Genomic DNA, 22,897 nt, shown 5'->3' on the forward strand with positions numbered 1-22,897 from the left:
GATATGAAGACGCCGGCCGATATCATCACGCGGCTGCAGCTGATGTCGCAGGACGGCACCAAGTCGGATCGCCGGCTGGCGAGCCTCGTCCTGTCCGACCTCGACTTCGCCTCCAAGGCCGCGATCTCCGAGATCGCCGCGCGGGTCGGCGTCAGCGAACCGACGGTCACCCGCTTCTGCCGCAATCTCGGCTGCGAGGGGTTGCGCGACTTCAAGTTCTACCTGGCCCAGGCCATCGCCATCGGCGGCCAGTATCTGTCGCCGGAGCCACTGAGCCGCGACGCCCGCGAACAGCGCATTGCCTCGACCATCACCGAAGCGGCGGTTACAGCCATCCAGCGCGCCAGCGAGAACCTCGACATGACGACGCTGGTCGACGTCGCCGCGCGCCTTGCGGCATCAGGCAATGTGCTGTGCATAGGTTCGGGTGGCATTTCCTCGATGATGGCGACCGAAATGCAGAACCGGCTGTTCAGGCTCGGCCTGCCGGTTCTGGCACAGATCGACGGACAGTTGCAGCGCATGTATGCCGCCGTTGCCACGCCAGACACCACGGTGGTCGCCTTCTCGGTCTCCGGCTATGCGCGCTCGGTCATCGAGGCGGTGCAGGTCGCCCAACAATATGGCGCCGCCACGGTGGCGGTCACCGCGCCCGACTCCGCACTGGCCAAGGTCGCCGACACTGTCATCCACCTGCAGCCGTTCGAGGACGGCAACATCTACAAGCCGACATCGTCACGTTACGCGTTGCTGGCGATCGTCGACATGATCGTGACCTCGGTCGCCGAGACACGCGGCCCGAAGGTGCTGGAGAACCTGCGCCGCATCAAGCAGAGCGTGAACACGCTGAAGGTCGACGACCCGCGTTTGCCGCTGGGCGATTGACGAGCCGGCGCCGAAATTGCCAATTCCCCCCAAAAGCGTGAGTGAGGAGTGGTCCGCGCAGCGGACGGGAAGCCAATTGCTTGGCTTTCCGAACGACGACCACCCGGAGCGACAGCGCAGGACCGGGTCCGGCAGGGCAGAGGGGGCGATGTCCCGCCTGCATCTCAATTTTGGAAAAGCGCTTCGACACCTGTTACCAGCGCCTCCGGATCACCCAATATCCGCAACGTCTTGAGGCGGGCCGTACCGCCGGCGACGACGGAAACGGCCGATGCCGGAACACCTAGCGCCTTGGCGACCAGCCTCTCCAGCGCTTGATTGGCGGCGCCATTTTCCGGCACGGCGCGGACCCGCGCCTGCACGTGACTTCGTCCGTCCGCCAATGTTTCGACAACGTCGAGCCGGTCCACGGAAGACTTCGGCGTCAGCCGCACGAACAGATCGACGCCGTTCTCGCGCATGCGGAACGGCGCGCTCATGCGATCGTCAGGCCAGCAGCAGCGGCGCGACCGTGGTGAGAATGAACTGCCTGAGGAAGAACAGGATCAGCAACAGGATGATCGGCGAGATGTCGATACCGCCAAGGTCGGGCATGAAGCGGCGGATCGGCCGCAGCGCCGGCTCGGTCAGGCGGTAGAGCATGTTCCCGATGCTGCCGACGAACTGGTTGCGCGAGTTGACGACATTGAAGGCGTAGAGCCAGGAAAAGATCGCCGAGGCGATGATCACCCACCAATAGAGGTCGAGCGCCATGACGATGGTTTGTATGAGGGCGAGCATGCCGGACTCCAATTGTTGCCGACATGTAGCCATTACGCGCCAAACCGGCAAGGGCAGGGTTCCGCCACGCGACCGGCAGCCGGTTTTCGGTGAAGCGCCGCCTTGACAGGAAACCGCGGCGCCCGATAAATGCGCCATCCGCTGGACGGGGCTGTAGCTCAGCTGGGAGAGCGCGTCGTTCGCAATGACGAGGTCAGGAGTTCGATCCTCCTCAGCTCCACCAGCGGAATAATCGTCCGGCTTTTGACCGTCCCGGCAAGGCGCGGCCGGCATCCGCCACGGCGCGATGCAAGGCGTAGCCCCGATCCCCCCAAAAATGGCCAAATGGCATTTCGCCGTTTCCGAGGCGAAATGGTTGTCAATTGGACTTATGGCGATGGCCGGTGTCCGGTAGGCGCTATTTTTTTTGGAAGCCGCCCCATTAGAGTGGCGTTCTCAAATCAGTTTTTTCTGTGTGTTGTGACAGGGCGTTTCGGCGGGGGCGACCGAAAGCGCTATACGGATTCCGAGTCGAAATGAAGTATCTGCCTGCGAAAGCAAACTAGTGTCCATTCGCCAGAATCTTGCTGCAAATCTCAGGCGGCTCTGCAAGGACCATGCTTCTGTCAGCGCGGTATGCCGCGAGCTTGGCATCAACCGCACACAATTCGAGCGTTACCTGCAAGGGCAGACCGTGCCCAACAAGGCCACCGCCAAGCTGATCTGCGATTATTTCCGCGTCGACGAAGCCGAGCTGTACCGGGACCCCGGCGCCCCCTCGCCCGCGGCTCCCGGTCTGCCGCCGATCTCCGAAAGCCTGTTCACCCAGATGATCCGGCCGCCCGCTCCGTCGATTGCGGGCGGCACCTATTTCACCTATTTTTCGATCCCCGGCAGATCCGATCTGCTGGTGCGGGCGATCACCTTCGTGCGTCGCGAAGCCGAGCTGGTCACGTTCCGCAGGGTCACCGGATGGTCGGAGCATCATGGCTCGACATGGGCGCGGGCACGCGGCAATCATTATGGCGTGGCGATCTCGCGCCTTAACTGGATCTATTTCAACGGCGTCAACCGCCGCCAGACAGGCGAGCCGTCGCTGATCTCGGTGCAATGGGCGCCTATCTCCGAACCGGTGCTGACAGGCAAGGCCATGCTTCTGACCGAAGCCGGGCCGGCATTCGTGTCGGTCATCATGCAGGATAGGTCCAATATCCGGCCCAGGCATGCGATCCGCATGGCGCATGTCGTCAGGCTCGATGATCCCAGCCTCGACCAGCTCGTCGTCAGCCTCGCTCGGGACGGGCTGGGTTAGCCGCTTGCTTACGCTGAATAAGAACAAGAATATCCCGAAAAAGCGTATGCCAGCGATTGCCTACTCCATATCTGAGTAAAATCGATTTTTTAGACTTTCTAGCCAAGAAAGATATTTTAGCTCATGGCTGATTTACTACAGTTTTAACAAACCAGTAACTCTTCCGACCTTACCTTTCTTCCCGCGGATCCCTTTCCGGGATCTTTCAACAGATCCCTGGGGTCGGGGAAAGGGACGAAAATGACCAAGAAAGTGAACATTGGCCAGAACATGATGTTGGCGGCAACTAGGCACGGCTTGTCGGCCTGCCCCACGGCGGCGCTGAGCCATTCGGCGATCAAGCGCCTTCTGGGCCTCGACCGCCTCACCGACGCGCCCATCTATGCGTTGACCCTCTCAATCCCGGAACTTGATCCGCATTCGGCCGGTCGATCGATCAATTAGCCGGCGTAGTACATCTAGTGCAGCCAGTACGCATTCCCTAAAGTTCCATTCGATGACAGGAGCAGAACATGTCAAATCAGGCCTTACGTCAGTCAGAGCTCGACAGTCTCCAATATATCGCGACGATGACCAATGAGCTGGTGCAGATGGCCGAAGCGAGCCGCTTCCCCATGATCTCCTATCTGCTCGGTATGGCCTATGCCGAAGCCTTCGACGTCTTGCGCGGCGCACGGCCGGCACGACACGCGCAGCTTAGCGGCAATCCGATGCACCCCAAGGCACACCCGAAAGACAACCACGCTCAGCCAAGAACAGCGTAGCGCGATGCAATTGTCGGGCTTGCGGGACGGCTGGCACGGATTTGAGGGGCATTAGTCCCGCAAACTGAACACGAATGGCGCTGTACGGCTGACGCGCGGGCCGAGTTCCGCCGGTGGCGCCGGCACGGTCGCGCCCTGCAGCACCGCAAGTGCTGCTCGGTCGAGTTCGGCATCGCCGGACGAACGGGCGACCCGGGCCGATAGGACCCGGCCGGATGGGTCCATTGTAAAAGTCACGTTCACATTGCCCTGCGCGCGCCGGGATTTCGCGGCGCTCGGATAGCGCTTGTGGCGATTGATCCACGCCGTCAGCCGCGATTCCCATTTGGCCGGGCTGACACCCGAGAACCCGGCCGCCGATCTCGGCGCCGCCGCCTTGGCGGCAGGCTTGGCCTCGGCGCTGGCGGTACTTGCCGTCTTCGGTGGCTCGGCCTTTTCCTTCTTCGGCCTTGGCTTGGGCTTGTCGACCGGCTTTTTGACCTTGGCTTCGGCCGGTTTCTTTTCCTTGCGCCGTTCCGTCGGCTTTGCCCGCGGCAGCGGAACGACAGCCTCCGGCGCGACGGTCTCGACAATATCGGGGACGACCTCTTCCAGCGGCGGCTGTTCGACCGGTTCGGCCTTCGTCATCTCCGTTGGCTCGTTCTCCGGCACCATCTCCGCGTCGGCAACAGGCTCCGCTTGCTCGACCACCTTGCCAGGCTCGGCCTCGGCTGCCTTCTCGGTCTGTTCGACTGGCTCGGCCCGGTCGGGAATCGCCGCGTCGGGCATCGCGGCCTGTTCGGGCACCGCCGGCGTCACCATCATCGACGCCATCTCGACCACGAGGGCCGGCGGCGGTCCGCCATCCGACAGGTCGACTGGACTGAAATTCTGCACGGCATAAGCGACCGCGACATGAGCCCCAAGCATCAGCACCGCCGCGCACGCCCATAGGCCAAGGTCGCGCCAGTCGAAGCGCGACAGCACCACCGTGGGCGAGGCGGCGGATGGCGTCATGGAGCGGCCGTTTTGCCTGGCGCCGGTGCGGCGATATCACCTGCCGGCGCGGCCTCCAGGCCGACCAGCGCGATCTTCAGGTAGCCGGCGGCCCGCAGCAGGTTCATCGCCTCCATCAGCTCGCCATAGGCGACCGCCTTGTCGGCTCGCAGGAATATCCGCGTCTGCTTGTCGCCCTTGGTGCGGCTGTCGAGCGTGGCGGCAAAAGCCGGGCGCGGCACCGTGTCGTTGCCGATCGCCAGGCTGAGATCGTCCTTCAGCGTCAGGAACAGCGGCGTCTCCGGTCGCGGCGCCGGCGTCGCGGTCGAACCGGGCAGGTCGACATTGACATCCACCGTCGCCAGCGGTGCGGCGACCATGAAGATGATCAGGAGCACAAGGATGACATCGATGAAGGGCGTGACGTTGATCTCGTGGCTTTCCTCGAGGTCGTCGTCCAGGGTCTGTCGCATTCTGCTCCCCATGGCGTCGCTCCCGCTACTCCGCCGCCAAGGCCGTCGCCGCCGCTATCGTGCGGAAATCGAGGTCGCGGCTGACCAGCCGTTCGACGCCGGCTGAGGCGTCGGCGAGGATCTGCCGGTAGCCGGCTATCGAGCGGGCGAAGACGTTGTAGATCACCACCGCTGGGATTGCCGCGACGAGACCCATCGCGGTGGCCAGCAGCGCTTCGGCGATGCCCGGCGCGACCACGGCGAGATTGGTGGTCTGAGCCTGCGAGATGCCGATGAAGGCGTTCATGATGCCCCAGACGGTGCCGAACAGGCCGACGAAAGGCGCGGTGGAACCAATCGTCGCCAGCAGGCCGGTGCCGCGCGACATGCGCCGCGACGCAGCCGCCTCGATGCGCGACAGGCGCGAGCTGACCCGTTCCTTCAGTCCGTCGCCGCCGACATGGTCGAGCGCATCGGCCGAAAGCGCGGCCTCTTCTTCCGCTGCCCGCACCAGGAGCGCGCCGGGACCGCCACCGCGGTCGAGCGCGCGGCTCGCCTGCTTCAGCGTGGCGGCATCGCCGATCGCGCGGGCGGCACGGCGGAGGCGCAGCTTGCCGCCGAAAATCTCCAGCGATTTGGCCAGCCATATCGTCCAGGTAACGAGCGACGCGAAAGCCAATCCAGTCATCACCGCCTTCACGATGATGTCGGCGGCCTTGAACATGCCCCATGGCGACAGGTCATGCGGCAGGTTCAGGTCCATCGCCCCGGCAGGCGCGACCTCGGCCGGCGTTGTCGCGCTCGGCTGGCCGGCTGGTTGCGCGGGCGCCATGACAGCCGGTGCAGCTTGTGCCGGCGCGGCAGGGGCCTCAACCGCTGGAGAAGAGCCGGCCGGTTGCTCCTGGGCCGTGGCGCCGGTCGCCCCCAGGACAAGCGATGCGACCAACGCCGCCAACAAACCATATCTCGACATGAGCTTCTTCCTTGTTCTCACGGCGGCCAGCCGCTTGCCGGTTCCTGCAACCCTGGCGACGACTTCACTGCACATAGCCGACGGGTTGGCCGGTGACGGGATGCGCGAACACACCCATCTCGACGCCGAAAATGTCCTTGAGCACATCGCTCAGCATGATCTCGCTCGGTGTGCCGCGCGTCAGCAGCCTGCCGTCCTTCAGCGCGATCAGCTCATCGCAGTAGCGCGCCGCCATGTTGGGGTCGTGCAGCACCACGACGACGCACAGGTCGCGCTTGCGGCTGAGCTCCCTGACCAGGCCCAGCACCTCGACCTGATGCGCGATGTCGAGCGCCGAGATCGGCTCGTCGAGCAGCATGACGCCGGCATTCTGCGCCACCAGCATGGCCAGCCAAGCGCGCTGGCGCTCGCCGCCGGATAATTCATCCACCAGCCGCTCAGTGAATCCTTCCATGTCGGTCAGCATAAGGGCCTGCTCGACATGGCGCCTGTCCTCGGCGCCGAAACGGCCAAGCGCACCATGCCATGGATAGCGTCCGAGCGTTGCCAGCTCGCGCACGGTCAAGCCCGTCGCCGCCGGCGTCGTCTGCGGCAGATAGGCAAGAGCCCGCGCCAGCTCGCGCGCGCCCCATTGCGATAGCGGCCGTGCGGCGAAAGTGATGGCGCCGGAGCTTGCCGGCTGCTGGCGCGCCAAAAGCTTGATCAGCGTCGATTTGCCCGAACCGTTATGGCCGATCAGCCCGTAGACGCGCGCGCGCCGCAATTCGAGCGAGACCGGACCGAGCAGCGTCCGTTCGCCGACGGCGAAACGCACGGCATCGATATCGAATGCGGTCTGGCTATCGGCTTCGGCCATGGTCACGGCATTTCTCCAGCCCCGCCGCCGCATTCCGATCCTGTCTGCGGAGGCAGGTCCCCGGTTGACTATGAAACATGATTTTGTTAGTCAAGATTTAAGATGGGAATGCACCGCAAAAACCTGAAACGCTCCGGGGCCGGTGCCATTGTTGCCGCGTACGGGCCCTCACCCGCGCAGCCGGCCGATCCGCGCCGGCGATCTCGGTCCCGGGCCACACGATGTCGGCATCCGGTGTCGCCGCATCGATGCGGACACGCTAGGGTGAGCCGGCGGCAAGGAGCTCCGGATGATCAAGGCGACACCCTTCGACTACCCCTATGACGGCAGGCTGGTTGCCGAAAACACCGCGCTCGTCGTCATCGACCTGCAACAGGATTTCCTGTCGACATCGGGCTATTTCGCCAGGAAGGGGTATGACCCCTCGCCGCTGCGGGCGATCCTGCCCGCCGTGAACCGCCTGATCGCGGCCGCGCGCAAAGCCGGCGTCACGGTCATCCACACAAGACAGGGTTACCGCGCCGACATGGCCGACATGACGCCCTACGAGAAATGGCGCCGCAAGCGTTCCGGCCTCGACGGCACCGACGTCCTGCTGCGCTCAGGCGCTGGGTTCCAGATCGTCCCGGAGATCGACGTCGCGCCGCACGACATCATCGTCGACAAGACCTGCAACAGCGCCTTCACCTATACAGATTTCGAGCTTGTGCTGCGGGCGCAAGGCATCACGCATCTGATGTTTTCCGGATGCACGACGGATGTCTGCGTCCACACCACGCTGCGCGAGGCCTGTGACCGCAATTTCCAGTGCCTGACGATTTCGGACGCCTGCGCCAGCGGCGACAGACAAGCGCATGAAGCGGCGTTGCACATGGTGACGGTCGAGGACGGCGTCTTCGGCGTGCTGGCCGATTCGGACGCCGTCATTGAAGGCCTGTCGCGGCTTGGCGACAGGCCTGAAGCAGCAGGCGATTGATGGGCTTCACCCCGCTGCTCGCGTCTCCAATCCCGGGCGAGGCGCGTAAGCTCCAGGCTGGAACTCGCTGGCCTCCCGGCGCGCCAGGGAGTTGCGCAGCAGCGCCAATGTTTCCCGGCCGGCCGTCGCGATCTCGAGTGGCGTGTCGACGCCGACGATCATGAACTCATCGATCCCGAGCCCGGCATAGGCGAGCAGCGACAGCGCGACCTGGGCCGGCGGGCCGGATAGGTCGACCGCCTTGTGGCCGGCGGCAGAAACACCCTGGTGGATCCTGACCGGAAGCGCGAAGCGCAGTTTGCCCGCACGGCCATGTTCGGCCGCGGCGCCACGTGCCCGCTCCATCAATTGCCTGATATCGTCGATCGGCCCCGGCGCCAGTTCGAAGACATCGGCATGCCGGCCGGCCACCTTCAGCGCCGTTCCGGATTGCCCGCCCATGCGGACCACGAGGTCGGCGCCATGCGGGCCCTTGCGCGGCACATAACCGCTTTTGATGCTGTAGAACGCGCCTTCGTGGTCGAAGGGCCGGTCGTTCGACCACAGCCGCTTCAACAGCACCAGATATTCGTCGATGCGCTGCCAGACGACGCCATGTCCGACCGGCCGTGTCTCGGCATCGTCGTCGTTCAAGGGCTCGCTGATCATCCTGAGCGTCAGCCGTCCGCCGCTCTCCCTGTCGATGGACGCCAGCTGGCGGGCAGCCACCGTCGGTTCGATCACGCCGGCCCAGTGGGTGAGCACCACTTCCAGCGAAGCGGTGCGGTTGAGCACCTGCGAGGCCAGATCCATGTTGGTCAGCAGCCCGGCCGAATCGTCGACGACGATCTTCTGGAAACCGCCGTCCTCGATCAGCCCGAGCTTGGTCGAGGTCTCGGCGAAGTCATAGAAAAAGGGAACCGCCGCGTCGGCGGTCTTGCCGGGTACATGCGTGAATTCGATCGGCATTGTCATCTCCTCCATCACTGGAATCACTGATGCTGTGAAATGGGAATCCTCAGGCGCGCGAAACCGCCCCGGGATCCGGCTCTTTCAACTCCGATTGCCTGAAAGCTGTGGGGCAGCAGCCCCTGTCGATCCCGCGCCTTAGGGAATAAGGCCCAGCACGACTGCCCCGGTGAACACGAACGCAAGGGCAAAGACGAGATAGGCGAAAGCGCCGGCATAGGCCGGGCGAAAGCCCTGGGCATTGGCCACTCGCTGGCCGTTGCTGTCGGTCTGGGCGTTCTGGAAATAGGACATGTCGACCTCCGTCTCGCCGCTTAATCTATAAAACTTGTAGACTTTGTCGATTGCTATTTTTGTGCAAATAGCAGAATTATTTTCTCGTCGACCGCCAAAGATTGGTGTGAAGTTGCTGTGAGCATGGGTTCCAGGCAATCGATCGGAAGAGCGCGGGGGTATCGATGTGAGGCGTCCCAAGGTCCAGCTTCTTCATTCCGGGACAGCTTGACGCCCTTCCTCTCCCCCTCCGGAGGGATAGGAAGGACACCAAATCCTACTCGTCTAACGCTCTTCCCTTCGAAACGGCTTGAGCAGCGCCGATGGCGCCACAGCGTTGCGCGACATGACGGCCATGGCGACGATGGTGAAGATGAACGGCAGCATCAGGAACGCCTCGTAGGGGATGTGTCCAAGCCCACTCGCCTGCATGCGCAATTGCAAGGCATCGACGAAGGCGAACAGCAGCGCGGCCCCTGCCGAGCGCCAGGGATCCCAACGGCCGAAGACGACCAGTGCGATCGCCACCCAGCCGCGCCCGGAAACGACGCCGAAGGTGAAGGCGTTGAACTGCGCCATCGACAGGAAAGCACCAGCGAGCCCCATCAGGGCGCCACCGAGAATGACGGCCTGGAAGCGCGTGGCGATGACGCTGACGCCCGCAGAGTCCGCGGCGCGCGGGTTCTCGCCGACCATGCGCACCGACAGCCCCCACGGGGTGCGGTAAAGGATGAAGCCCGCCAGAGGAATGGCCAGGACGGCCATGTAGACCAGCGCGAACTGGTCGAACACCGCAGGACCCAGCACGGGAATGTCCGAGAGAACCGGGATCGGCAGCGTCTGAAAACCCTTGATGCTCGGCGGCACCGATTGCTGGCCGAAGATCAGCCGGTAGAGGAAATAGGCCAGCCCCGACGAGAACAGGGTGACGCCGATACCGCAGACATGCTGGCTGAGGCCGAGAACCACCGTGAACAGCGCATGCAGCGCGCCCATCAGCATGCCGGTCAGCACCGCCACCAGGACACCCAGCCACAGGCTTCCACTGAGGCTGGTGGCGGTGAAGCCGGTCATGGCGCAAAGCAGCATGATGCCTTCGATGCCGAGATTGAGCACGCCGGCCCGTTCGGAGAACATCTCCCCGAGCGTGGCAAAGGCCAGCGGCGTGGCGATGCGGATGATGGCGGCGAGAAAGCCGACCTGAAAAATCTGTTCGAACACCGCGCTCATCCGACGGCTCCGACGCGGCGGATGCGATAGGCCGTGAACAGCAGCGCCACCAACATGGCGAGCAGCGCCGTGCCCTGGATGACGTCGCTGAGGAAGGCCGGCACGCCGGTCGCCCGCGACATCGCCTCGGCGCCGGTCATCACGGCTGCAAGGAAGATCGCCGCCGGCACGACGCCGAGCGGGTTGAGCCGCGCCAGCATGGCGACGACTATGCCGGAATAGCCGTAGCCCGGCGAAATATCGCTCATCACCTGGAAATGCACGCCGCCGACCTCGCCGACGCCGGCCAGCCCCGCCAACGCGCCCGACAGCAGCGCCGTCGACAGCAGCACGCGCTCGACATGGATGCCGCCATAGCGTGCCGCTTCCGGGTTTTCGCCGGTGACCCTGATCCGGAAGCCCAGCGTCGTGCGCACGATCAGGAACCAGATCAACGGGGCCGCGATCAGCGCCGCGACGACACCGAGATGCAGCCGCGTGCCTTCGATCAGCACCGGAAAGTTCGCCGAATCCTCGATCGGCGGCGAGATCGGATAGCCGCTGAAGCTGTCCTTCCACGGTCCCTCGATCAGTGCCATCAGGGCATAATAGATGACCGAGTTGAGCAGCAAGGAGCTCACGACATCGTCGACCTTGAACTTTACCCGCAGCGTCGCAGGCACCAGCGCGACCGCCGCGCCCGCGGCCGCCCCCGCCAGCGCCATGAAAAGCATGGCAAGCGGTCCGGGCATCGGGATCGCACCAACGAAACAGCTCGCCACCGCGCCGGCCAGCAATTGCCCTTCCGCGCCGATGTTCCAGAACTTTGCGCGGAAGGCGACCGCCACCGCCAGCCCGGTAAAGATCATCGGGGCGGCGCGGACCAGCGTTTCGGTGACGGCGTAGCTGTCGCCAAGCGAGGCCGTGAACATCACGCCGTAGGATTCGAACACCCCGGCCCCGGCCAGCGCGATCAGGCCGCTGCACAGGATGAGCGTGGCGACAATCGCCAGCAAAGGCAGCGCGAGGTTGAACCAGGCGGGCGTGGACGTGCGGACTTCGAGGCGGAACATCAGTGGCCCTCCGCGCCGGTCATCAGCAGGCCGAGCCGGGCGACGGTCGCATCGGCACTGTCCAGCGTGCCGACGATGCGGCCCTCATACATCACCGCGATGCGGTCGCACAGCACCAGCAGTTCCTCCAGATCCTCGCCGATGACGATGATGCCGCAGCCCTTGGCGCGCATGTCGAGGAATTTTTCATGGATGAAGCGCGCCGCACCGATGTCGAGGCCGCGTGTCGGCTGTGAGACGATCAGCACCTTCGGATCGAAAGCAAGCTCGCGCGCCAGAAGCGCCTTCTGCAGATTGCCACCGGACAGCGCGCCGGCGCGCGTCATCGGCCCGGGACATCTGATGTCGTAGGCCTTGATCTGTTCCTCGGCGAAAGCGCGGATCGCATCCGGCTTCAGCAAGCCCTTCGCGGAGAAGGCTGAAGTGCCGATGCGCGGCAGCACCATCGAATCGGCGAGCGGCAAATTGGTGACCAGCCCCGTCGTCATGCGGTCTTCCGGGATGCGGCCAAGGCCGAGTGCCTGCACTTCGCGCGGCGAGAATTGCACGACCTGTTTGCCGGCTATCGTCATTTGACCGCTGTCGGGCGCGCGCGTGCCCGAGATAATCTCCGCCAGCGCCCGCTGGCCATTGCCGGAGACGCCGGCGATGCCGAGGATTTCGCCTGCACGAACCGCAAGCGACACGTCGCGCAACGCCGTGCCGGAATGCTTCGAGGTTGAAATGCCGTCGAGCGTCAGCACATCGGCGCCGGGCGTCGACGATCCCCTTGCCGGCGGCACGATCTCATGGCCGCACATCAGTTCAGCCATTGCAGCCGACGTCGTGTTGGCGGGGTCGTCGACACGGCCCGCGACGCGGCCGTGCCTCAGCACGGTGCAGCGATGCGTCAGCGCCCGCACCTCGTTGAGCTTGTGCGAGATGAAGATGATGCCCAGGCCTTGCGCCGCCATCGAGCGCAGGGCCGAAAACAGTCCGTCGACCTCGCTCGGTGCCAGCACCGCCGTCGGCTCGTCAAGGATCAAGAGCTTGGCACCGCGAAACAGCGCCTTGACGATCTCCAGCCGCTGTTGCTCGCCGACCGACAGCGCCGAGACCGGCAGATTGGGATCGAGCGTCAGCCCGTGCCGGCTGCTGATTTCAGCAAGCCGCGCCAGCCCGCCGCTGCGGTCGATCCGTCCCGATTTGCCCGGAATGCCAATGAGCAGATTTTCCAGCACGGTGAGCCGTGGTGCCAGATGAAAATGCTGATGCACCATGCCGATGCCCGCGGCCAGCGCATCGGCCGAGCTCGTGATCCTGACTGGCTGGCCCTGGATCAGGATCTCACCGGCATCGGGTGCATAGGCGCCGAACAGCACGTTCATCAGCGTCGTCTTGCCGGCGCCGTTCTCGCCGAGCAGCCCGAGGATTTCGCCCGGCGCCACGCTGAGATCCACAGCCTCGTTTGCCTTGACGGCGCCGAAGCTCTTGGTGATGCCGCGCATTTCGATGAGAGGGGCGGACAAGAATGCTCCTGATTTTTCCGATCCGGCCTTAGCTGCGGAGGGCGGCGCTGTACCCCCTCTGTCCTGCCGGACATCTCCCCCTCAAGTGGGGAGATTGGCAGCTTCGCCGACTTCGCTTATGTTTCAAGGTCGGCGATTGGCGAAAGCCGAAGTGACATCTGATCTCCCCCCTTGAGGGGGAGATGGCCGGCAGGCCAGAGGGGGGCGCCACGCGCCAGCCCCTCAATCATGGCGTCAATCCGAAACCGGCGTGTTCTCGTCGACGTCGACGCGGAAATTGCCTTCCAGGATCTCGGCCTTCTTCTTCTCGACCAGATCCTTGACCTCGGCGGGCAAAGTCTTGTCGAACTTGTGGAAGGGCGCCAGATACGAGCCGCCCTTGGCCATGCGCGAGAAATCGCCATAGTCCTGCGCGGTGTAGACCCCAGCCTTGACCAGCTTGATCGCCTGCTCGACCGTCGGGTACATGTCCCAGACCGGACCGGTGATGACGGTATCGGGGCCAAGGCTCGACTGGTCGGACATGTTGGAGATGGCGAAGATCTTCTTTTCCACCGCCGCCTCGATGACGCCGAAGCGTTCGGCGTAGATGACGTCGACGCCGGCATCGATCTGCGCCACCGCGGCTTCCTTGGCCTTGGGCGGATCGAAGAAGGAACCGATGAAGGCGACCTTCTTCTTGACGTTCGGGTTGACCTCCTTGGCGCCGGCGAAGAAGGCGTTGACCAGCCGGTTCACTTCCGGAATGCCCATCGCCGCCACCGCGCCGACCGTGCCCGACTTCGACATTTTGCCGGCGATCATGCCGGAGAGATAGGCGGGCTCGTGAATCCAATTGTCGAACACGCCGAAATTCGGCTCGGCCGGCCCGGCGCCGGAGCCGAACAGCCAGGCTGTCTTGGGGAACTGCTTTGCCGTGCGGCGCGATTCACGCTCGGCGGCGAAGGCATCGCCCAGCACCAGCTGGTACCCGCCCTGCGCATATTCGCGCATGACGCGGCTGAAGTCGGCGGTCTGGACCTTCTCCGACCATTTGTATTCGATGCCCAACTCCTTCTCGGCCTTCTGCAGGGCGACGTGGATCTGGTTGTCCCAGGGTTCCTCGATCGGCGTGGCGAAGATCGCCGCCACCTTCAGTTTTTTGCCCGCCGCGAAGGCCGCACCCGGCAGCATCGTCGCGGCCAGGCCAAGCGCGCCCAGCTCCAGCACGTTGCGTCGCGACAGCCCTTCGCGCATCGAATGAGATCTGTTCTTCCGGTCTTCCATTGAAGTGCCCCTCTGTTTGACAGCCGTGTCGAGCCGGCCGTTCCTGAAATCAGACGGGGAACTATGGAACGGGTCCGGACTTTTGTCCACATGGTCAAATTTGGCAGGATCGAGCATATCCACTCTCCTGGCCCAGCCAGGAAGAGCGATTGCTCAGGCCCGTTCGAGCGCGATGGCAATGCCCTGGCCGACGCCGATGCACATGGTGGCCAGCGCATAGCGGCCGCCGCGCTCGCGCAGCTCCAGCCCCGCCGTGCCGGATATGCGCGCGCCCGACATGCCCAGGGGATGGCCAAGTGCGATGGCGCCGCCATTCGGGTTCACGTGCGGCGCATCCTCGGCAATGCCGAGTTGGCGCAGCACGGCGATGCCTTGCGAGGCAAAGGCTTCGTTGAGTTCGATGACATCGAATTGTTGCGGCGTCAGGCCAAGCCGCACGCAGAGCTTCTGCGTTGCCGGCGCCGGACCGATGCCCATGATGCGCGGCGCGACCCCGGCGGCGGCCCCGCCAAGAATACGGGCGATCGGCGTCAGCCCGTATGTCTTCACCGCCGCTTCCGAGGCAACAATGAGCGCCGCCGCGCCGTCATTGACGCCAGACGCATTGCCGGCCGTCACCGTGCCACCTTGCCGGAACGGCGTCGGCAATTTGGCCAGCGCCTCGACGGTTGTGCCGGCGCGAGGATGTTCATCCTTGCTGATAGTGACCGCATCGCCCTTGCGCTGTGGAATCGTCACCGGGGTGATCTCCTTCGCCAGCCGGCCATTGGCTTGTGCCGCGACCGCCTTGTCCTGGCTGCGCACGGCAAAGGCATCCTGGTCCGAGCGGGAAACAGCGAAGTCTTCCGCCACATTCTCGCCGGTCTCCGGCATCGAATCGACGCCGTATTGCTTCTTCATCAGCGGGTTGACGAAGCGCCAGCCGATGGTGGTGTCATAGATCTCGGCATTGCGGGAGAAGGCGGTGTCGGCCTTGGGCATGACGAAAGGCGCGCGGCTCATCGATTCGACGCCACCCGCGATCATCAGTTCCGCCTCGCCGGCCTTGATGGCACGCGCCGCGATGGTCAGCGCATCCATGCCCGAGCCGCACAAGCGATTGACCGTCGAGCCTGGTATCTCCTTCGGCAGCCCAGCTAGCAGCAACGCCATGCGCGCTACATTGCGGTTGTCCTCGCCGGCCTGGTTGGCGCAGCCATAGACGACGTCGTCGATCCGCTGCCAGTCGATGCCGGGATTCCGCTCGAGCAAAGCCTTCAGCGGGATGGCGGCAAGATCGTCGGCACGAACCGAAGACAGCGAACCGCCGAAGCGGCCGATCGGCGTGCGGATGTAGTCGCAGATGTAGGCCTCGGCCATTTTATGCAGCCTTTGTTTTTCCGGTTCCCTCATGCGCCGCCTTGGTGCGGGCCTGCAGGTCGCGCAATGTCGTCAGTTCGAGTTCGCTTGGCGCGGGTGTTTCGTCAAGCGCCTCGGCGAACTTAACCACCCAGCCACAGCTCTCCTGCACCTGCTGACGGGTTACCCTGGGATGCAGCGATACGACCGTGAATTCCTTGGTCACCGGATCGGGCTTCCAGATGGCAAGATCGGTGATCAGCAGCGTGGGGCCAGCGGTCTCGATGCCTAACCGCTGTCGGTGATCGCCGCCCTCGCCATGGCCGAAGGAGGTGACAAAGTCGATCTTCTCGACCATGCCGCGCTTGGTCTGCGCCATGGTGATGTAGATCTCCTCCGACGACGTCGCGATCTCCGGCGCGCCGCCGCCGCCGGGCAGTCGGGTCTTGGGATGGAAATAGTCGCCTATCATAGTGGTGTTGATGTTGCCGAACTTGTCGAGCTGCGCCGCACCGAGGAACCCGATGGAAATGCGGCCGCCCTGCAGCCAGTAGCGGAACATCTCCGGCACCGCGACGGTGGTGACGGCGGTTTCGCACAATTCGCCATCGCCGATCGACAGCGGCAGCACGTCGGGCGCCGTACCGATCGTGCCGCTCTCATAGATCAAGGTGATCTCGGGCGCATGCGTCAGCCGCGCGACGTTGCATGCCGCGGACGGCGCGCCGATGCCGACGAAGCAGACATCGTCATTCCTCAGCGCCCGGCTCGCGGCGATCGTCATCATCTCGTTGGGGGTGAAGCCCAGCTGATTGTCGCTCATGCCGCGTTCCGCAGATGCGAGACCCGGGCCGCGAAATCGTCGGGACTTTTCTCGATCACGTTTGCCTGCATCCAGGCCCGGAATTTCTCGCGGTCGGCCGCGACCTCGTCCCATTCGATATAGGCGGCATTGTCGCGCGCATAATAGCCATGGGCATAGGAGGGGTGCGAGCCGCCGGGCACGACCGAGATCGCCGCGATCGTCCAGCGGGGCAGCACAGTCAGATTGGGGTGAAGATCGTCAAAATTGTCGACCACCTCCTCCACCGTCACCACCGCGCGCCTCGCCGCCAATACCGCCTCCTTCTGGACGCCGATGATGCCTTCGACCAGCACATTGCCTTTCCGGTCGGCTTTCTGCGCATGGATGAAAGTGACATCGGGCCGGATGGAAGGCACGGCCGCCAGCATCTCGCCGGTGAACGGACAGGTCACCGCTTTGATGTTCGGATTGACATCAGCCAGCCCCGTGCCGCGATAGCCGCGGAACACCGCGCAGGGCAGGCCGGCCGCACCCGCCTCATAGCCATTGGCCATGCCGGCATGGCTGTGTTCCTCGACCGCGATCGAGCGGGGAAAACCGTTCTCGATCGCATCGCGGGCGCGCCGCAGCAGGCCGACACCGGGATTGCCGACATAGGAGAAGACGATTTTCTGGGCCATGCCCATGCCGATCATCTGGTCGTAGATCAGGTCCGGCGTCATGCGGATCAGGGTCAGGTCGCGATATCCCTGGCGGATCGCCTCATGCGCCGCAGCCGTCGGGATCAGGTGGGTGAAACCTTCGAAGGCAGCGGTGTCGCCATCGTTCAGGTTCTCCGCCACGGCCTGTTTGAGCGGCAGGAACTTGACCATCGCGGCGACTCCCAGAGTCCAAAAGTTCGTATTGCGAACATATGTATTGAATGCGATACTTTCTAAACTCCGTTGAGCCGGGGTGTCAATCGTGGCGAGATCGCCCGGACCGAGAGATGAGATGGACGACGAGACCGTTTCCCGTGATCACGTCGGCTCGCTCGAGCGCGGACTCGGCGTGATGGAGATATTGGCCCGCCATCCCTCCGGCATGACCCTGACCGAAATGGCCGAACAAGCCGGCCTGACCCGTGCCGGCGCCCGGCGATTCCTGCTGACGCTCACCGCTACCGGCTATGCGACGCAATCCGGGCGTCTATTCTCCCTGTCCCCGCGCCTGCTGACCGTTGCCCGCACCTGGCTCGGCGGCGCCTCGCTGTGGAGCTTCGCCGCGCCGATCATGCGCGCGGTCGCCGCGCAACTGAACGAGGCCTGCTCTGCAGCGATCCTGTCGGGCCAAGATGTCGTCTATGTCGCCCGCATTCCAGGCCGGCGGATCCTGAGCGTATCGCTCGATGTCGGCACCAGGCTACCCGCTTATTGCACCTCGATGGGGCGGATGCTGCTGGCGGGGCTGACACCGGCGGAATTGGACGCCTTCTTCCGTAAGGCAACGGTCGAGCGGCGAACGCCGAAGACAATTGTTGAAAGACCGTTGCTGGCAAAGGCCATTACCAAAGCCAGAATGGATGGCTTCGCCATCGTCGACGAAGAGCTGGAACTCGGCCTGCGCTCCATCGCCGTGCCGATCCGCGACCGCGCTGGGCGCACGGTCGCGGCGATCAATGTCTCGACCCAGTCGGCACGGTTTTCCGTCGCGGATATGGAGTGGGAGATCTTGCCTGCGCTGCTTGAGGCCAGACAGCGTGTCGAGGATTTCTTTGTCGTCTGATAGAGGCCTGTTAGGCTTCCCTGGCGTTGGCCCGCCAGCGTCTAAATAGCGCCCTCAATGCTTGATCCGGTCCCGCATCGCGTACCACAGCATGCCCAGCACATAGAGCGGCCCGCGCAGCGCCGTGCCGCCCGGGAACGGCATTGGTGTCAGCGTCGAGAACAGGTCGAGCCGTGAGGCATCGCCGGTGATCGCCTCGGCCAAAAGCTTGCCCGAGAGCGTCGACAGGATGACGCCCTTGCCTGAATAGCCGTGCGCGAAATAGACCTCGCCATAGTGCCCGACATGCGGCAGCCGCGACGTCGTTACCGACACCAGCCCGCCCCAGGCACGGTCGATGCGGCAGCCCTTGAGTTGCGGAAAGGTGCTCTCCATGTGCGGCCGCACGAAGCCGGCAATGTCGGCCGGCGGTGACGGCGTGTAGCGCTCGCCGCCGCCGAACAGCAGGCGTCCATCGGCGGACATCCGGTAATAGTTGACGACGAAGCGTGTGTCGGACACCGCGACATTGGCCGGGATGACGTTGCGCGCGCCCTCCAGCGGCTCGGTGGCGACAATGTAGTTACCGACCGGCATGATGCGACTGTTGACGCGCGGCTCCAGCCCGTTGAGCAGCGCGTCGCCCGCCAGCACGACATGTCTGGCCCGCACCGATCCCTTTGCCGTCGAGACCCGGATCGAGGGTTCGCGCTCCAGCTTCACGGCCAGAGAGTTTTCGTGGATGACCACGCCGGCCGCGACAGCCGCGCGGGCAAGCCCAAGCGTGTAGTTGAGCGGATGCATGTGGCCGCCGAGCGGCTCATACATGGCGCCATGATAAGGCGTGTCGACCTTGGCCCGAGCCGCCGCCGCCGAGAGTATCTCGACATCGCGGAATTTCATCACGCTCTCGAGGCACTTGGCCTCTTCTTCCAGATCCTTGAGGTCGGATCCGTTGACCGCGCCGACCAGATGGCCGGTCAGCCTGAGATCGCACTCGATGGCATTGCGTTCGATGATGTCGAGCACCAGGCCGCGCGCCTCGAAAGCGAGGTCGAACAGCACCTTGGCCCGCTCGGCTCCGTAGAGCTTGACCAGACCCTTGGCGCCCTTGCGCAGGCCGGGGATCATCTGGCCGCCATTTCGGCCCGATGCGCCCCAGCCGATCTTGCCGCCTTCGAGCAGCACCACCTTCAGCCCGCGTTCGGCGGCGTGAAGGGCGGCCGACAGCCCGGTGCAGCCGCCGCCGACGACGACCAGGTCGGTTTCGGCATCGCCGACGAGCGCTGGATGGTCCGGCGCCGGATTGGCGGTGGCGACGTAGTAGGATTTGCCGATGTCGAGACCGGAATTGAAACCCGTTGAAGATGCCATGATCACACCTTCAGCAAGAGATGGTCGCGTTCCCAGCTCGTCACCACGCTTTGGAACAGGTCGAGTTCGACGCTCTTGACGCGCAGATAGGTCTGGAAGAAGTCCTCGCCGAGCAGCTCTCGCACCGGGGCACAAGCCTCGAAACGATCCAGCGCCTCCTCCATGGTCTTAGGCAGCGTGCTCCTGATCTTGTAGGCATTGCCCGACGCCTCGGCCGAGCGCGCCAATTTCTGCTCGACGCCCAGATAGCCGGCAAGCAGCGACCCGGCGATCGCCAGATAGGGATTGCAATCCGCCCCAGGCAGCCGGTTCTCCACCCGCCGCGCTGCGCGTCCCCCCGCCGGCACGCGGAGGCCGCAGGAGCGGTTGTCATGCGACCACTCGATATTGGCGGGTGCGCTGTGGTTGGGCCTTATGCGGCGGAAAGAGTTCACGTTTGGCGCGAACAGCGGCATGATTTCCGGAACGTATTTCTGCAAGCCGCCGATGAAGTGGCCGAACATCCCGGTGTCGGCATCGTCGCGGCTGGCGAAAAGCGCATTGCCGGCCTCGTCGACGACCGACATGTGCAGATGCATCGAGTTGCCGGCCTGGGCCGCGATCGGCTTGGCCATGAAGGTCGCATGCATGCCGCATTGCTGCGCGGCCTGGCGCGTAAACCGCTTGAACAAAAGCACCTGGTCGGCCAGCGGCAGGGCGTCACCATGCAGCAGGTTGATTTCCAGCTGCGCCGTGCCCGATTCATGGATCAGCGTATCGAGCGGCAGACCGGCCGCCGCTGAATAGTCGTAGATGCGCCGGATCACCGGCTCGAATTCTTCCAGCGCGGCCATGTCATAGGGATGCTGCACACCCTCGGCGCGGCCATTGGCGCCGACCGGGGCGGTGAGGGGCTTGTCCGGATCAGGATTCGGTGCGGTCAGATAGAATTCAAGTTCCGGCGCCACCACCGCGCCCCAGCCGCGCTGGCGATAGAGATCGAGCACGGCGCGCAGCACATGGCGTGGCGAGGCCATCCATGGCCTGCCGTCCATGTGGAAGGCGTCGGCGAAGACATAGGCCTTGCCCGCCCCCGCACCCGGCGCCAGGCACAGCGTCGAGACATCGGGCACCATGCGCATGTCGGGGTCCGAATAAGCAAAACCCTCGTCGATAGAGCCGGAATAGCGACCGTCGATGCTGACCAGGAAGGCGCTGCTCGGCAGGTAGAGCGCGCGGTCTTCCAGCGCCTTGAGGAGTTTGGCGGTCGGCAGCGCCTTGCCGCGCAACACGCCGTTCATGTCGGGCACCAGGCACTCGACCTCGGTGATGCCGTGCTGCGTGAGCCAGGCCTTGGGGTCGTTGATTGCGGTATTCGTGTTCTTATCAAGCATTTCGTTCATGTCCGTATCGGGGAGAGAATGGCTTGCGCGGCCACGTCCGTTCCGGATTTCAGCGCCATCTCGGCTGAATTGTCCCTGAGGCGGGCGGGCGTGGCGTCATCGGCCAGCAGGCCGAGAATGGCTCTCTTCAATCCCCCTTCGGTCCAGCCGTCGCGGCCGATATGATCGCCGGTCTCTCCGGCGCGTTGCGCATTGTCGTCCCAGCAATAGAGCATGATCAGCGACGGCACGCCGAAGCGCAGCGCCTCGCAAAAGCTTTTATTGCCGCCGTGGTGGATGAAGGCTGGGCGCCCCGGGCGCGCAAGGCCTGGGCGATGCCGATGCAGTTCAGCGCGGCGCCAGAGCCCGCCTTGGAAAACAGCGCGATGGTCGGGCTGGCTTTACGCGTCAATTCATCCTCTTCAATCCGGCCGGCTGATCACGCCGAACAGTGCGGCTCCTTGCCTGGCCGCCTGCGGTCCCTGGCTGCGGGAGAGGCGCAGGGGATGCGAACAGATCGGCACCCATTTCATATCGCCGGTTGTCGAGATGGTCGAGTGTATTGAGGTGCTCGCGCAACGATTGCTTCAGCCGGAAGACGTTGATGCACGACCCGGAACGGCTGGATGTGTGTGAAACCGGCGGCGCGGCAGAGCCGCGCCGTTCAGGCTCTGCTCGGTGCCGGTCAGATAGATCGACATCAGAACCGGATTGCCCGAGGCCGGCCAGATGACGGCGGCATCATTGGTACTGCCGCGCTCGCCGGTCCCGGTCTTGTCGCCGCATTTCAAGCCTCTCGGCAGGCCCGCCCTGATGCGCTCACCACCGGTCTTGTTGGCCACCAGCCAGTCGACAAGCCGCGCTCGGCTTTTTTCGCCGACAATCAGGTCGAAGCGAGAAGCGGTTCTGCGTTGTCGTTGAACGGGAACGGCTCCAGGAGGAAAACGATGCCGCCAGGCCAAGCCCAGCGGCATCTCCTCTGGTGACTACGGGCCTTTTCAGCGACGAACCGCTACGGCGTCGTTCCCGCCTGAAGCTTGGCCGCCGTCTGGTCGATCTTGCCGGCAAGAACACCTTGGGCCCAGGCCGTGACCTCGGCGTCGACCGGCTTGTTGGCCATGTCGGTCAGCGCCGCATCGAGCGATGCATCATCGGTGCCGCCGCCGCAGCCGCGGCCGCAGCCTCATCGGCCGCAGTATTGTCGGCGTCGACCACCGCCTGCTGGGCAGTGATGTCAGCCTGCAGCGCCGATATCTGGCCGGGCAGGGCCGCCTGCTGTTCGGCTGTCATGGCGTCGATTTCGGCCTGAGACAGCGACGTCAGTGCGCTCAACTGCGAATTCAGCGTATCCAGTTGAGCCTGGGCCGCGGCAGCTGTGGCAGCGGCCGCCGCAGCCGCGGTCTGCGCGTTCTTGGCTTTCGCGGACTGCGTCACGAATGCCTGAACGGCGGCGAACTTCTTGCTCTTGGAGTTCATATAGGCGTTGACGTTGCGCTGCAGCGAGTTCAGCCGGCCAAGCTTGGCGTGGATATTCTTCTCCTTGGGCACGGACGAGACCTTTGTGTTCGTATCGACCGTGGCGTCGGCCGTTGTGTCCGTGTCCGTCTTGGCTGCCCGTCCCGGTGCCGACGACTTGCCGTGCGAAGCACCGCTGTTGCCGTTGCCATTCCCATGGGTGCCGCCATTGCCGCCGCCATTGCCGTTGCCGCCGCCATTGCCTCCAGCATTGCCGCCGCCATTGCCATGCCCATTGCCGGCGAGCGCCGGAGACGCCAGAAGCGCCAATGCGGCCACGGCCGCGAACAGTGTTTTCCGGTTTGTCATGCTAATCTCCTCGGGAATCGCCGCACTCACCCACCGCTGAACCACCTGCGTATGAGAAATCGCTAATCATACCCGGTAAACTTTAGACAAATGCGGTCTCAATCCGAGAGCGCGCGCTGCGTCGGATCAACAACCACTTGAAAAGACAAGGAAATATACCGCTTTGACCTGGCTTGGCACTGAAGTCCCATGCCCGCCAGACCATGGTCTTGTGCCGTCCGGC

General features: G+C 64.2%; 26 protein-coding genes and 1 tRNA gene. 7 read left to right on the forward strand and 20 right to left on the reverse strand.

Features of this window, described 5'->3' with window-relative positions:
• Positions 1-3: 3 nt before the first annotated feature.
• Positions 4-885 (forward strand): MurR/RpiR family transcriptional regulator, encoded by an 882-nt coding sequence (locus FJ527_RS08860; protein WP_140662492.1) that lies wholly within the window; start codon positions 4-6, stop codon positions 883-885.
• Between the two features lie 164 nt (positions 886-1,049).
• Here the strand turns inward: FJ527_RS08860 and FJ527_RS08865 are convergent, their stop codons facing one another.
• Both FJ527_RS08865 and FJ527_RS08870 read right to left on the reverse strand, forming a co-directional pair.
• Complete coding sequence (locus FJ527_RS08865; RefSeq protein ID WP_140662490.1) at positions 1,050-1,364, reverse strand: DUF167 domain-containing protein; 315 nt, start codon at positions 1,362-1,364, stop codon at positions 1,050-1,052.
• A gap of 7 nt (positions 1,365-1,371) precedes the next feature.
• On the reverse strand, positions 1,372-1,665 hold the full coding sequence (locus FJ527_RS08870; RefSeq protein WP_015315112.1) for a YggT family protein: 294 nt from the start codon (positions 1,663-1,665) through the stop codon (positions 1,372-1,374).
• Positions 1,666-1,812: 147 nt separating this feature from the next.
• On the opposite strand from FJ527_RS08870, the gene FJ527_RS08875 reads away from it, so the two are divergent.
• The 4 genes from FJ527_RS08875 to FJ527_RS08890 all read left to right on the forward strand — a co-directional run bounded on the left by FJ527_RS08875 (position 1,813) and on the right by FJ527_RS08890 (position 3,720).
• Positions 1,813-1,888 (forward strand) — tRNA-Ala (locus FJ527_RS08875).
• Between the two features lie 321 nt (positions 1,889-2,209).
• Positions 2,210-2,956 (forward strand): helix-turn-helix transcriptional regulator, encoded by a 747-nt coding sequence (locus tag FJ527_RS08880; RefSeq protein ID WP_140822731.1) that lies wholly within the window; start codon positions 2,210-2,212, stop codon positions 2,954-2,956.
• Positions 2,957-3,196: 240 nt separating this feature from the next.
• Positions 3,197-3,400 carry a nitroreductase family protein gene (locus FJ527_RS08885; protein WP_224529567.1) on the forward strand — a complete coding sequence of 68 codons (204 nt, stop codon included), beginning with the start codon at positions 3,197-3,199 and terminating at the stop codon, positions 3,398-3,400.
• Between the two features lie 68 nt (positions 3,401-3,468).
• A complete protein-coding gene (locus FJ527_RS08890; protein WP_015315110.1) occupies positions 3,469-3,720 on the forward strand; it encodes a hypothetical protein in 252 nt (83 codons plus the stop codon).
• A gap of 51 nt (positions 3,721-3,771) precedes the next feature.
• On the opposite strand, the gene FJ527_RS08895 is transcribed toward FJ527_RS08890, so the two are convergent.
• The 4 genes from FJ527_RS08895 to FJ527_RS08910 all read right to left on the reverse strand — a co-directional run bounded on the left by FJ527_RS08895 (position 3,772) and on the right by FJ527_RS08910 (position 6,976).
• Positions 3,772-4,716 (reverse strand): energy transducer TonB, encoded by a 945-nt coding sequence (locus tag FJ527_RS08895; RefSeq protein WP_140822733.1) that lies wholly within the window; start codon positions 4,714-4,716, stop codon positions 3,772-3,774.
• Positions 4,713-5,180: a TonB system transport protein ExbD gene (gene exbD / locus FJ527_RS08900; protein WP_140822734.1), complete on the reverse strand. Its 468-nt coding sequence runs from the start codon at positions 5,178-5,180 to the stop codon at positions 4,713-4,715. Before exbD ends, FJ527_RS08895 begins: the two co-directional genes overlap by 4 nt.
• Before the next feature lie 13 nt (positions 5,181-5,193).
• Positions 5,194-6,120, reverse strand: coding sequence for a tonB-system energizer ExbB (gene exbB, locus FJ527_RS08905; protein ID WP_140822736.1), 927 nt, complete (start codon positions 6,118-6,120; stop codon positions 5,194-5,196).
• Positions 6,121-6,184: 64 nt separating this feature from the next.
• Positions 6,185-6,976: an ATP-binding cassette domain-containing protein gene (locus tag FJ527_RS08910; RefSeq protein WP_181166325.1), complete on the reverse strand. Its 792-nt coding sequence runs from the start codon at positions 6,974-6,976 to the stop codon at positions 6,185-6,187.
• Positions 6,977-7,265: 289 nt separating this feature from the next.
• Here FJ527_RS08910 and FJ527_RS08915 point away from each other — a divergent pair, with 289 nt between their 5' ends.
• Positions 7,266-7,952 carry an isochorismatase family cysteine hydrolase gene (locus FJ527_RS08915; protein ID WP_140822738.1) on the forward strand — a complete coding sequence of 229 codons (687 nt, stop codon included), beginning with the start codon at positions 7,266-7,268 and terminating at the stop codon, positions 7,950-7,952.
• A 6-nt stretch (positions 7,953-7,958) separates the two neighbouring features.
• On the opposite strand, the gene FJ527_RS08920 is transcribed toward FJ527_RS08915, so the two are convergent.
• From FJ527_RS08920 to FJ527_RS08965, 9 genes are all read right to left on the reverse strand, one after another.
• Complete coding sequence (locus tag FJ527_RS08920; protein WP_140822741.1) at positions 7,959-8,900, reverse strand: LLM class flavin-dependent oxidoreductase; 942 nt, start codon at positions 8,898-8,900, stop codon at positions 7,959-7,961.
• Positions 8,901-9,038: 138 nt separating this feature from the next.
• A complete protein-coding gene (locus tag FJ527_RS08925; protein ID WP_015315103.1) occupies positions 9,039-9,194 on the reverse strand; it encodes a hypothetical protein in 156 nt (51 codons plus the stop codon).
• 264 nt (positions 9,195-9,458) lie between these two features.
• The gene (locus FJ527_RS08930) at positions 9,459-10,403 is read right to left on the reverse strand and encodes an ABC transporter permease (RefSeq protein WP_140616529.1); all 945 of its coding nucleotides are present in this window, start codon (positions 10,401-10,403) and stop codon (positions 9,459-9,461) included.
• A complete protein-coding gene (locus FJ527_RS08935) occupies positions 10,400-11,455 on the reverse strand; it encodes an ABC transporter permease (protein ID WP_140616528.1) in 1,056 nt (351 codons plus the stop codon). Before FJ527_RS08935 ends, FJ527_RS08930 begins: the two co-directional genes overlap by 4 nt.
• Complete coding sequence (locus FJ527_RS08940; protein WP_140822743.1) at positions 11,455-12,963, reverse strand: ABC transporter ATP-binding protein; 1,509 nt, start codon at positions 12,961-12,963, stop codon at positions 11,455-11,457. The genes FJ527_RS08935 and FJ527_RS08940 overlap by 1 nt, the downstream gene beginning before the upstream one ends.
• Positions 12,964-13,197: 234 nt before the next feature.
• Positions 13,198-14,229 (reverse strand): BMP family protein, encoded by a 1,032-nt coding sequence (locus FJ527_RS08950; RefSeq protein WP_140662476.1) that lies wholly within the window; start codon positions 14,227-14,229, stop codon positions 13,198-13,200.
• 153 nt (positions 14,230-14,382) lie between these two features.
• Positions 14,383-15,588 (reverse strand): 3-oxoadipyl-CoA thiolase, encoded by a 1,206-nt coding sequence (gene pcaF, locus FJ527_RS08955; RefSeq protein ID WP_140822745.1) that lies wholly within the window; start codon positions 15,586-15,588, stop codon positions 14,383-14,385.
• A gap of 1 nt (position 15,589) precedes the next feature.
• Positions 15,590-16,390 carry a CoA-transferase subunit beta gene (locus FJ527_RS08960; RefSeq protein ID WP_140822746.1) on the reverse strand — a complete coding sequence of 267 codons (801 nt, stop codon included), beginning with the start codon at positions 16,388-16,390 and terminating at the stop codon, positions 15,590-15,592.
• Complete coding sequence (locus tag FJ527_RS08965) at positions 16,387-17,244, reverse strand: CoA transferase subunit A (protein ID WP_140719808.1); 858 nt, start codon at positions 17,242-17,244, stop codon at positions 16,387-16,389. The genes FJ527_RS08960 and FJ527_RS08965 overlap by 4 nt, the downstream gene beginning before the upstream one ends.
• A gap of 121 nt (positions 17,245-17,365) precedes the next feature.
• Here FJ527_RS08965 and FJ527_RS08970 point away from each other — a divergent pair, with 121 nt between their 5' ends.
• Positions 17,366-18,136 carry an IclR family transcriptional regulator C-terminal domain-containing protein gene (locus FJ527_RS08970; RefSeq protein ID WP_140822749.1) on the forward strand — a complete coding sequence of 257 codons (771 nt, stop codon included), beginning with the start codon at positions 17,366-17,368 and terminating at the stop codon, positions 18,134-18,136.
• A gap of 54 nt (positions 18,137-18,190) precedes the next feature.
• Here the strand turns inward: FJ527_RS08970 and FJ527_RS08975 are convergent, their stop codons facing one another.
• The 5 genes from FJ527_RS08975 to FJ527_RS08995 form a co-directional block, all read right to left on the reverse strand.
• Positions 18,191-19,489: an FAD-binding oxidoreductase gene (locus FJ527_RS08975; protein ID WP_181166312.1), complete on the reverse strand. Its 1,299-nt coding sequence runs from the start codon at positions 19,487-19,489 to the stop codon at positions 18,191-18,193.
• A gap of 2 nt (positions 19,490-19,491) precedes the next feature.
• Positions 19,492-20,862: a glutamine synthetase family protein gene (locus FJ527_RS08980; RefSeq protein WP_140823078.1), complete on the reverse strand. Its 1,371-nt coding sequence runs from the start codon at positions 20,860-20,862 to the stop codon at positions 19,492-19,494.
• A 5-nt stretch (positions 20,863-20,867) separates the two neighbouring features.
• A complete protein-coding gene (locus FJ527_RS08985; protein WP_041163291.1) occupies positions 20,868-21,101 on the reverse strand; it encodes a hypothetical protein in 234 nt (77 codons plus the stop codon).
• A gap of 336 nt (positions 21,102-21,437) precedes the next feature.
• Positions 21,438-21,692, reverse strand: coding sequence for a serine hydrolase (locus FJ527_RS08990; RefSeq protein ID WP_246677697.1), 255 nt, complete (start codon positions 21,690-21,692; stop codon positions 21,438-21,440).
• 283 nt (positions 21,693-21,975) lie between these two features.
• Entirely contained in the window at positions 21,976-22,674 is a 699-nt protein-coding gene (locus FJ527_RS08995; protein WP_246677698.1) for a hypothetical protein, read from the reverse strand.
• Positions 22,675-22,897 lie beyond the last annotated feature (223 nt).

The sequence above is a fragment of the Mesorhizobium sp. B2-4-18 genome (assembly GCF_006441385.1).
Lineage (GTDB): Bacteria > Pseudomonadota > Alphaproteobacteria > Rhizobiales > Rhizobiaceae > Mesorhizobium > Mesorhizobium australicum.

What these genes read in the sequence shown, in the direction of transcription:
- FJ527_RS08860 (WP_140662492.1), top strand. Translation starts at nt 4, where the DNA reads ATGAAGACGCCGGCCGATATCATCACGCGGCTGCAGCTGATGTCGCAG.
- FJ527_RS08865 (WP_140662490.1), bottom strand. Translation starts at nt 1,364, where the DNA reads ATGAGCGCGCCGTTCCGCATGCGCGAGAACGGCGTCGATCTGTTCGTG.
- FJ527_RS08870 (WP_015315112.1), bottom strand. Translation starts at nt 1,665, where the DNA reads ATGCTCGCCCTCATACAAACCATCGTCATGGCGCTCGACCTCTATTGG.
- FJ527_RS08885 (WP_224529567.1), top strand. Translation starts at nt 3,197, where the DNA reads ATGACCAAGAAAGTGAACATTGGCCAGAACATGATGTTGGCGGCAACT.
- FJ527_RS08890 (WP_015315110.1), top strand. Translation starts at nt 3,469, where the DNA reads ATGTCAAATCAGGCCTTACGTCAGTCAGAGCTCGACAGTCTCCAATAT.
- FJ527_RS08895 (WP_140822733.1), bottom strand. Translation starts at nt 4,716, where the DNA reads ATGACGCCATCCGCCGCCTCGCCCACGGTGGTGCTGTCGCGCTTCGAC.
- exbD (WP_140822734.1), bottom strand. Translation starts at nt 5,180, where the DNA reads ATGGGGAGCAGAATGCGACAGACCCTGGACGACGACCTCGAGGAAAGC.
- exbB (WP_140822736.1), bottom strand. Translation starts at nt 6,120, where the DNA reads ATGTCGAGATATGGTTTGTTGGCGGCGTTGGTCGCATCGCTTGTCCTG.
- FJ527_RS08910 (WP_181166325.1), bottom strand. Translation starts at nt 6,976, where the DNA reads ATGGCCGAAGCCGATAGCCAGACCGCATTCGATATCGATGCCGTGCGT.
- FJ527_RS08915 (WP_140822738.1), top strand. Translation starts at nt 7,266, where the DNA reads ATGATCAAGGCGACACCCTTCGACTACCCCTATGACGGCAGGCTGGTT.
- FJ527_RS08920 (WP_140822741.1), bottom strand. Translation starts at nt 8,900, where the DNA reads ATGCCGATCGAATTCACGCATGTACCCGGCAAGACCGCCGACGCGGCG.
- FJ527_RS08925 (WP_015315103.1), bottom strand. Translation starts at nt 9,194, where the DNA reads ATGTCCTATTTCCAGAACGCCCAGACCGACAGCAACGGCCAGCGAGTG.
- FJ527_RS08930 (WP_140616529.1), bottom strand. Translation starts at nt 10,403, where the DNA reads ATGAGCGCGGTGTTCGAACAGATTTTTCAGGTCGGCTTTCTCGCCGCC.
- FJ527_RS08935 (WP_140616528.1), bottom strand. Translation starts at nt 11,455, where the DNA reads ATGTTCCGCCTCGAAGTCCGCACGTCCACGCCCGCCTGGTTCAACCTC.
- FJ527_RS08950 (WP_140662476.1), bottom strand. Translation starts at nt 14,229, where the DNA reads ATGGAAGACCGGAAGAACAGATCTCATTCGATGCGCGAAGGGCTGTCG.
- pcaF (WP_140822745.1), bottom strand. Translation starts at nt 15,588, where the DNA reads ATGGCCGAGGCCTACATCTGCGACTACATCCGCACGCCGATCGGCCGC.
- FJ527_RS08960 (WP_140822746.1), bottom strand. Translation starts at nt 16,390, where the DNA reads ATGAGCGACAATCAGCTGGGCTTCACCCCCAACGAGATGATGACGATC.
- FJ527_RS08965 (WP_140719808.1), bottom strand. Translation starts at nt 17,244, where the DNA reads ATGGTCAAGTTCCTGCCGCTCAAACAGGCCGTGGCGGAGAACCTGAAC.
- FJ527_RS08970 (WP_140822749.1), top strand. Translation starts at nt 17,366, where the DNA reads ATGGACGACGAGACCGTTTCCCGTGATCACGTCGGCTCGCTCGAGCGC.
- FJ527_RS08975 (WP_181166312.1), bottom strand. Translation starts at nt 19,489, where the DNA reads ATGGCATCTTCAACGGGTTTCAATTCCGGTCTCGACATCGGCAAATCC.
- FJ527_RS08980 (WP_140823078.1), bottom strand. Translation starts at nt 20,862, where the DNA reads ATGCTTGATAAGAACACGAATACCGCAATCAACGACCCCAAGGCCTGG.
- FJ527_RS08995 (WP_246677698.1), bottom strand. Translation starts at nt 22,674, where the DNA reads ATGACAAACCGGAAAACACTGTTCGCGGCCGTGGCCGCATTGGCGCTT.